The organism is Citrobacter sp. Cf087, from assembly GCF_030334285.1.
GTDB classification, from domain to species: Bacteria; Pseudomonadota; Gammaproteobacteria; order Enterobacterales; family Enterobacteriaceae; genus Citrobacter; species Citrobacter freundii.
In genome coordinates this window covers 987,289-994,847 of the sequence record NZ_JAOWED010000031.1, presented here as the reverse complement: position 1 = coordinate 994,847, position 7,559 = coordinate 987,289, and the positions used below count along the sequence as shown (strand labels likewise).

Annotated in this window: 15 protein-coding genes and 2 pseudogenes; all 17 read right to left on the bottom strand. The window is 50.4% G+C overall.

The features are described 5' to 3' along the window. Nucleotides 1-71 (bottom strand): annotated as a pseudogene (locus OGV57_RS23745) (lysozyme); the annotation flags it as partial. Next, nucleotides 43-321 (bottom strand): phage holin, encoded by a 279-nt coding sequence (locus tag OGV57_RS21580; RefSeq protein ID WP_230127276.1) that lies wholly within the window; start codon nucleotides 319-321, stop codon nucleotides 43-45. The gene OGV57_RS21580 and the pseudogene OGV57_RS23745, both read right to left, overlap by 29 nt. 156 nt (nucleotides 322-477) lie before the next feature. Beyond that, nucleotides 478-993, bottom strand: coding sequence for a hypothetical protein (locus tag OGV57_RS21575; protein ID WP_019076556.1), 516 nt, complete (start codon nucleotides 991-993; stop codon nucleotides 478-480). 155 nt (nucleotides 994-1,148) lie between these two features. Then, nucleotides 1,149-1,838, bottom strand: a complete 690-nt coding sequence (locus OGV57_RS21570; RefSeq protein ID WP_286531691.1) for a bacteriophage antitermination protein Q — start codon at nucleotides 1,836-1,838, stop codon at nucleotides 1,149-1,151. Nucleotides 1,839-2,049: 211 nt separating this feature from the next. Next, complete coding sequence (locus OGV57_RS21565) at nucleotides 2,050-2,655, bottom strand: recombination protein NinG (protein ID WP_128317033.1); 606 nt, start codon at nucleotides 2,653-2,655, stop codon at nucleotides 2,050-2,052. 2 nt (nucleotides 2,656-2,657) lie between these two features. Further along, nucleotides 2,658-2,864 carry a hypothetical protein gene (locus tag OGV57_RS21560; RefSeq protein ID WP_048233510.1) on the bottom strand — a complete coding sequence of 69 codons (207 nt, stop codon included), beginning with the start codon at nucleotides 2,862-2,864 and terminating at the stop codon, nucleotides 2,658-2,660. Beyond that, the gene (locus tag OGV57_RS21555) at nucleotides 2,864-3,463 is read right to left on the bottom strand and encodes a DUF1367 family protein (protein WP_213180595.1); all 600 of its coding nucleotides are present in this window, start codon (nucleotides 3,461-3,463) and stop codon (nucleotides 2,864-2,866) included. Before OGV57_RS21555 ends, OGV57_RS21560 begins: the two co-directional genes overlap by 1 nt. Nucleotides 3,464-3,497: 34 nt before the next feature. Continuing rightward, nucleotides 3,498-3,746, bottom strand: a complete 249-nt coding sequence (locus OGV57_RS21550) for a hypothetical protein (protein ID WP_001568777.1) — start codon at nucleotides 3,744-3,746, stop codon at nucleotides 3,498-3,500. A gap of 117 nt (nucleotides 3,747-3,863) precedes the next feature. Beyond that, the gene (locus tag OGV57_RS21545) at nucleotides 3,864-4,097 is read right to left on the bottom strand and encodes a DinI family protein (protein WP_016236996.1); all 234 of its coding nucleotides are present in this window, start codon (nucleotides 4,095-4,097) and stop codon (nucleotides 3,864-3,866) included. Between the two features lie 145 nt (nucleotides 4,098-4,242). Beyond that, nucleotides 4,243-4,341: pseudogene (locus OGV57_RS23860) on the bottom strand (DNA methyltransferase); the annotation flags it as partial. A gap of 62 nt (nucleotides 4,342-4,403) precedes the next feature. Next, a complete protein-coding gene (locus OGV57_RS21540; RefSeq protein WP_071845320.1) occupies nucleotides 4,404-4,571 on the bottom strand; it encodes a YdcA family protein in 168 nt (55 codons plus the stop codon). Nucleotides 4,572-4,698: 127 nt separating this feature from the next. Then, entirely contained in the window at nucleotides 4,699-5,487 is a 789-nt protein-coding gene (locus OGV57_RS21535) for a hypothetical protein (RefSeq protein ID WP_286531686.1), read from the bottom strand. Further along, the gene (locus OGV57_RS21530) at nucleotides 5,484-5,861 is read right to left on the bottom strand and encodes an HNH endonuclease (protein WP_071684213.1); all 378 of its coding nucleotides are present in this window, start codon (nucleotides 5,859-5,861) and stop codon (nucleotides 5,484-5,486) included. The genes OGV57_RS21535 and OGV57_RS21530 overlap by 4 nt, the downstream gene beginning before the upstream one ends. A gap of 1 nt (nucleotide 5,862) precedes the next feature. Continuing rightward, complete coding sequence (locus tag OGV57_RS21525; RefSeq protein ID WP_234105139.1) at nucleotides 5,863-6,435, bottom strand: hypothetical protein; 573 nt, start codon at nucleotides 6,433-6,435, stop codon at nucleotides 5,863-5,865. Beyond that, nucleotides 6,432-6,677: a DUF7446 family protein gene (locus OGV57_RS21520; RefSeq protein WP_181533173.1), complete on the bottom strand. Its 246-nt coding sequence runs from the start codon at nucleotides 6,675-6,677 to the stop codon at nucleotides 6,432-6,434. Before OGV57_RS21520 ends, OGV57_RS21525 begins: the two co-directional genes overlap by 4 nt. Then, nucleotides 6,674-7,249 carry a hypothetical protein gene (locus OGV57_RS21515; RefSeq protein ID WP_286531681.1) on the bottom strand — a complete coding sequence of 192 codons (576 nt, stop codon included), beginning with the start codon at nucleotides 7,247-7,249 and terminating at the stop codon, nucleotides 6,674-6,676. Before OGV57_RS21515 ends, OGV57_RS21520 begins: the two co-directional genes overlap by 4 nt. Continuing rightward, complete coding sequence (locus OGV57_RS21510) at nucleotides 7,246-7,557, bottom strand: hypothetical protein (protein WP_286531679.1); 312 nt, start codon at nucleotides 7,555-7,557, stop codon at nucleotides 7,246-7,248. The genes OGV57_RS21515 and OGV57_RS21510 overlap by 4 nt, the downstream gene beginning before the upstream one ends. Between the last annotated feature and the right edge of the window lie 2 nt (nucleotides 7,558-7,559).

Below are 7,559 nucleotides of genomic sequence, written 5' to 3'. Positions count from 1 at the left end.
GAAGCCCCCGCAAGAATTAAACCAACGACCGCTGCACTCAGTTTATTCTTCAGCTTTGGTGGCATAGCCATTGCGCCGATCCTCCCGTTCTTTCCAGCGGAAATACCAGTTCACTGCACAGGTGATAACGGTGCATGCGATACCGACAATAATTGCCCAGTCGCTCAGGCTTAACCCTGCAATTCTGTCGGCCAACATCCAGGACACCTCTTTTGCTGTTTTAGCTGTTTCGGCATATGCCTTCGCTGATACACCGCAGCCGGTCAGCGTGGTTCCTGTTCCATATGAAAGTCTGCTGTAAATGGTGCCCATTCTGGTCATAGCCTCACCTCCGATTTTTCGGATGGCGCTGTGTGTGATGAAAAGGTCAGGCTTCACGGGCTGGATTTATCAACAAAGCACGTAGCGGATGATTCCCGGAAGCCTGAAATAAAAAAGCCCCAGCGGGTGCCGGGGCTTGAAGTTGATTTAAGTTAATTAATCAAGTCGTTCGTCAGTACATTTAAACAGTACTCGAGATTTAATCAGTGCGTCCACGCCAGCAAAGGCATTATCTTCTTCTGGGTACGGAACAGACAGGGTATCTTGCTTATCGATGGTAACCATCAATATCCCCGCTTCTTTCCAAATGTAAACTTCCACATAGACGTATTGATCATTACTTGCTGGAGAGTCTTCAACTGCTGTGCTGATCAAAAATTGAAGACCATAATTATCATCAAGAGGCAAGACAGATAATGGTCGAGACTCATAATTCTGCTTACTATTTATTACACCGCAAGTTACATACGCCCGCTGGGAGCCATCAGCTTTGACATAGTGATTGTCAGGAAGCTTTAAAGACTCTTTATAACTTCTTACTATTTTATACCCGTACTCATGCAACTCAGTTTTGCGTTTGAGATATTTTTGCTCAAGCGCCTCTCTACTGGCTCTAATGTCATCGTAAGTAATGTCCATTCCTTTCTCCAAAAGGTCATCTGAAACGAACATTCTTGACTCCTTTTCTCACCAACGCGTTGACGTTAAACAATTAAAACCTCCAGAAACGCAAAAGCCCAAGGCGTTAACCTCGGGCTCGAAAACTCATTTACTGCCAATGCATACAACAATGGCACAATATCAGATTTACACGAAATATATGCTAATTAGTTCATTTCTGCAATACCTTGCTGATAATTTGCTGCCTTTTGTTGTGAACGTGATCGCGAAATATGATGTAGTGACTGTGAGTCCAGCCCCTTATACAGACTGACCATTGCATCGTAATGTTCCACGTAATTCTGAGACCAGTTTGTTTTATTAACGCCCACCAGCGCAGCGAGATCACCATACTGATACACATCCCTCCCAGCTAACTCGTTTTTCACATCCTGCGCCGCCAGCCATATCAACTGACGCAACCGCTCGATAGTCTTTTTCGCCACCCTCTTCCCAGCCAGTTGCTGGCTGAACTGTTGCCAACCCCACTGAGTGATTTCAACCTGATAGCACCAGCGCACATTCTCGCTGTAGTTCCATAGCAACCAGGCCTTCTGATGTTCTTCGAGTGACATCAGCGCACGACGCCACGATGCAGTGGAGTATTCAACCGGTTGCACCAGGGGAATATGCGAGCCCTTAGCATGGGACTGTTTACCCGGTATTGGTGGGTTATCCAGAGTTATCATTTTCCCAGTCACTTCATCCAGGACTCGAGGCTTCTTACGTTTATACGTTCCCGTATCAAACTGCGCGTTCTCCAGCCAGGCTATCAACTGCCCTTTAGTCGCCCCACTCAAATCGGCGGTGGCCATAATCAGCTGCTGACGGACGTATTCGAGAAATTGAGTATTCATGCGGCCGCCTTAGCTATCGCTTTATATGCGCGCAGAATGTGAGAGCTTTTCCCGTAAAGAGTTATCTGGAAGGTCAATCCTTTCGATTCCCACGAATTAACTGGGGAAGCCATGAGTCCAGCGTCAGCAACACGCCTCGCTCTTCCAAACTGCCAGAAAGGACCGGTCAACCAGATACGGGCATGGGTTCCTTCGTCGCTGTAAGTGATTTTCACGCTGCCTCCCACTGTTTCAGTTCTTTGAGTTTTGCGCGGTACTCATCGCGGATTCGGATGTAGTCGTCGCGTTTCCATTTCGGTAATTCGTGAGAGCCCATCAGGGCATCAAAGCGCGCCTGGCCGATTTTGGCGATCAGCGCCGGGCGGTATGCCGTCAGGTTGCCGGAGAGATAGTTATTACAGGGAGCGCACTGGCGATGACAGTTGTCCTCGTTGAAGCGCAGCTCTGGGTTGGCGCCGGTGGTGCGGTAATGCCCTGCGTGGTATTGCCCGTCATGGTGGCGACCGCAGCTGATGCACGGCAGATGCCGATCCCGGTACCGGATGAATTCATTGAATGCCTGTTGCGCCTGCTTGACGAAGTGGCTGAGTGGCTTCACCGCCTGGTGACGTTCGGCCTGCTGCGCCCGCTGTTCTTTCGCCTCCTGGCGCTGGCGCTTTACCTCTTTGCGCTGTGCATCTTCACGGGCTTTTCTGGTCTGCTCTTTCCCGACTGCGCTGGCGCACTCATAACCGCATACGGTCTGCGTGTCGCGCATTGGGTGGAACCACTGGCGGCATTCTTTGTTGGCGCACTTACGGCGCGGTAACTTAGCCATAATCACCCCCAGACCTTTTGTCGAAAGGTTCTTGGTGTACGCGCCGGATGCTCGCATTCAGGTAATTTTGCGCTGACAGTCCAGGTGATGTTGTCGCGATTCAGGCTACGTTCTACTGTGGCGCCACGGCGGCGGTAACTTGCCACCAGCTCGTCTGCCTGTTCGGTTGTGCATTCGTGATGGTGGAACCAAGAAAATTTCATCGCCATCACCCCGCAAAGCTCATAAGCTGCGCAGCGGCGTTTTCCGCTTCTCGCTGAGTCTTGAATGCCCGGGACAATACCCAGCGCCACAGAACATCGAGCGCGGCTTTGTACAGCTGCTGGAACTCGGTTTCATCCATATTGGCGAAGGCAATGCTGCGGGGGTGTTTGCGAAGGGTGCCGTCAGGAAGCTGTATAGCGTCGTAATGGCCAGACTCGACGATCACCCATGCTCGGTATGCGTCATAGGATTTGCAGATGCTGATACTACCGGCGCGCTTATCAGCGATACGCTCAAGGTATTGCTCAGCAGCATCCAGGAGTGCGGCTTCACTTCCCGCGAATGAGGCGAGGAATTTAGCGTACCCGGTTACCAGCTTGCGTTCGTTGGAGGAGATCGCCCCGCCAGTAGGTTCCCAGTATTCAAACCCGAGATTCAGGAGCGCAAAGAAACGGCGATGGAATGCGGGATTCCTCACCTGCCGGAACTCGGCCACCAGCACGGCGCCTAGTTTGATTTTTGATTGCAGAATATCGCTGGTCTCCGGCGTCGCGGGGATCAGGATTCCTGATGACTGCTTGATGAGTTGTAGTTCGTGCGCCATGGTTTCTCTCCGTGGCGCAGTAGGTTACGGTTGTTCAGACCGTTGATTTCATATTATCAGAAGGTGGGGTTACCCGGTAGCCGAGACGGTGAATAAACTGCATAAAACCATTAGGAGTAAAGACCTCTTCATCATCCAGCAAAGGCCGCATAGAAACCATGCCATTGACGCGATAAATTAGATGCCTGCCCGATGAAGGAAAGCTAAACACCACGCAGCCGTCAGACCTTCTTACAATGTCATACCAGTTGTCTTCTGACGTTTGCAAAGCTGAATCACTCACATTTATTTTCTCCCTTCGAGCGACTAACAGACGCGATTAAAGATTGTCGGCAGCAGCATCAGAGGGTTACGCAAATTGCGGTATTCTGAAAAATGCGCGCCAGCCTTAAGCGCAATTCTAATAAAACCAGTCGTCAGCGCTTTCCCAGGTATCCTGGAGGATTGATTCAATTTTCTTTTTATCGTCCTTGTCACCACCAAAAACACTTAACCCATCGGACCCGGCACGGCGGATTGTGAGCCTGCAATTGTCATAGTGATCATTCAGGCGCTTAAGCAGTTCTTTCTCCAGTGCTGGTACTGCGCCTTTAGGAAGTTCTTTCATGCGATCAATGGTTAATTCAACTTTCATAATAGCCTCCATTGCATGTACTGTGTTTTTATACAGTATACCTATGCACGGAAATGATCAACGTTTTAAGAGCACAAATTGTTAATTTTCTGTCAGTATTAAAAAAAGAAAACCCGCCGTAGCGGGTTGAATTAGCAATGTTTTATTACGCCGCTATTTGTTTCTGCTGACAAAGCTCCGGCAAATTAGCACGCACCAGCGCCTCAGCGAGCGCTGGAGGCACAGCGTTACCACAGCCCGCTACCAGAAAGAAAAAACCCGCATATAGCAGGTTTGATTTTGACGGCAAGAGCCATTCATCGGCAACTATTTCTGACAAACCTTTTTAGACTTGCTGATAGTGCCATCATTACAAACAAATTTTTCACCCGAGCAGTGCGATATCCCGCCTTTCTTACCTGAGCATGGCTTGTTTGCTGCCGTTGCTGTCAGTGAAAAAAGTGACACCAATAAAACAACAAGAACTTTCTTCATATCCCTATTCCCATCAGTAAAAGTAAGTGAATCGTAGCAGGGATCGATGAAGCGAAAAAGAAAACCCGCCGTAGCGGGTTATATTGTCGATATGGGAATTCACATATCGCTTGTATGGCAGGTTATATCAATCACCAGCATCTGCGAGTTTTTGCATAGCCCCAGCGTAACGCTGCATTCCATGTTCAAGCGCTGACTTCGCCTCCTGATGAGGTGCTGCTCGCGAATATCCACGCAGCCTGAATACTTCGGCGATCAGCATTGATACCGCCTTAGCCTGGACGGGTTCGCTGTAATTACCTCTCTCGCCAAACACCTCATCAAGCGACAGGAAAAACTCATTAGTGTAGATGCTATCTGGATCCTGGATTGCGCAATCAGCATTGAATTTCACAGTGTCCAGGTAGTCGAGTGGGGGCAACATGTAAGGCTGGCTTACAGGTTCGGCACCCTGAAGCATGGCGGCGCGGCAGGCTTCGTCAATGCGACTCTGAATGTGCGCCAGCAACTGGACGTCACCACCTGGCCAGCCTTCCATACGATTAATGTCACACATGACATTGCGAGCAGTATTAAGCGCGATTGTGTCGATGTCTGACACTACCGGCGCTGTCTGCGGGGCGGCAATATTGGCAAACGCAGCTCGCAATCCAATCTTAATTTCCTCCATCTCATCAGCGCCTAACGATGAATCAGACAACGCATGATGGAATGTGTAAGCCATATCGTCGTTGACTGCCACAGGCTCGGCATCAAACGCTGCAATAGCCCCATCAATCACCTTCACAGCATCAGCCATTGCGTAGCCGAGACCACCGCCGTCACTTTGTGCCGCTGCTTTGCTGAGTATTTCGCGTATCTGGTGCAGGCGATCGAGTGATACAGGACCGTGTGCAGGGTGGTTGTTAGTTGTCATGCTGACGCTCCTTCTTGATATCTTTCAAACCAGAACACAACTGGCGCGTTAGTTTGTTTAACCAGGCCAAATGATTCCGCCGTGCGGTAACTTCTTGACGCACGTCGAGTTACATCAACCTGAGTGGCTATGCGGCTGCGAAAGTCTTCTACTGTGCTGCACATTTTGAACAAGTTGCATGGAATGCATGCTGGAACCATGTTGCTGACCGTGTCATTTTCTGGCCTGTCCATTGCGTAGCCGTTGCTGATATTTCTTCGCACCGCTTCTACATGGTCTGCATGCCACTTATCGCCAAGTTCGCAGCCGCAATAAGCACAGCGCCCCCCGAACTTCATGCGTAGCTCTGCGCGTTGTTTTTTCGTCAGTGCCATATCACTCCCCTTTCACGCCAATGCCAGCGGCGCGGAGCGCTTCACGAAATGCACCAACAACTGCACAGGTATTAAACATGTCATCGTTGATGCTGCCGTCAGAGTTACGGTAATCGGCTGGTAATTTAACGGTCACCGTCCGTGATTCCAGCTCTTCAATCCGCTCCCGATATTCAGCAACCATTCTTCGCACTTGCTCAAGTGGCGTAACGCTACCACCATCTGGTGGGTCCATGTACTGGGTGCCGGGTAGAAGTTCGCAGAGGGCATTGCCAAGTTCGGCGGAGTGATTCTCCGCGTTGCTCATGCGATCCTTGATGTCGTCGACATATCCAACCAGTGAGCCACCAGGGGGAATCTCGCATTCTTCTACCAACTGAAAATAGATATCAGCCGCTGCTCGGGTATTGTCGCCGCCTATGTTTTCTCGCAGAGCATCACGCTCCGCGGTCAACCTGTAGTTCTCATCCAGCAGAGCTTCCAGCACATCAACATCGATGATGGTCTGAATGTCGAAAAATTCGCGCTTGCTCTTTATTTTTTCACGCAGCGCCTGTTTGTTGAGTGCTGTCATTGGGCTGCCTCTCGTTTCTCTGCCTTCAGAATCATGCGAGAACCATCATCAAGTTCCCAGCCAATCTCTCCACCTTCAGCCATAACCAGTTGCCACACGAGTTGCGCAGCTTCGTTTGTCACATCACGCCCACGATCATTGCCAACGCGTAGACGACCGCCTTCTACATCGCGCATTTTCGCCAGGGTGATTGTTTTGCTCAGCGGGGAGAACCCGAGTTGCAGTTTTGCTGTATTGCTCATAGCGCGGCTCCTTTGCGAAGTTGGGCGGCATCCTCTCGAAGGGCTTCAGCGTATTCAGATGCTGCTCTGCTGGCCTTAGCTCTCCATCCGGTAGTGATGTTGTTGGACTTAATCGCCTCTTCAGCGAACATCAAGGCAAACATATCAACACCCTGCGCCCGCACTTCAGCCAGGAAAGCATCTGTGGCTGGGGTTCCGATTCGATTAATAATTGCGATCATCCCGGCCCTCAGTGATTCATCTTCAGTTGCGCCATTTTGTGTGGCAACCTCAGATGCCTCGTAACCGTAATCACTCTGTGACAACCAGTTATCTGGATTTTTAAGCCCCGCATTCTCCACCGCCAGCTCCCTGCACTTGCTCTCGGCGTTAGCGAGCTGTACTGCCATGTCTGTGAGTTTTTGCTCTGATGCTGATTCTACGGCTTGCCAGCAACTCCACATGCGGTTGTAATCTGTTCCAGAAAGTGTGCTGTTCCGGTATCCATTATCAATTCGCAATCCCTCAAGCGTTGATTTAGAAATACAGACTTCAGTCATTACCCACGCTTCAAATTTTTCTCTGCTGCTCATGCTGATGCTCTCCCGTAAAATGCCAGTACACGCTGCATAGCCGGACTTGTGCGGCATACTGATGCGACCATGTTTTTGCTCATGTTCGATTTGAGCTGCTTGATGTTCAGCTCCCCGCCGGGCTGAAGTGAATAGACCGGGCGATGCGGCTCGCCAGTACGGATAACTACCGCTTTGCGTGTCAGGTGAAGCAGCAGGTTGTGCGCCTTCTTGCAGTCGCAACCCAGCAGGCTCTGAACCTGACGAGGTGTTATGGTCTGGTTAACCCGAAGGAAATCGACGATCGCCCACAGTGATTTGCTTGCCATCG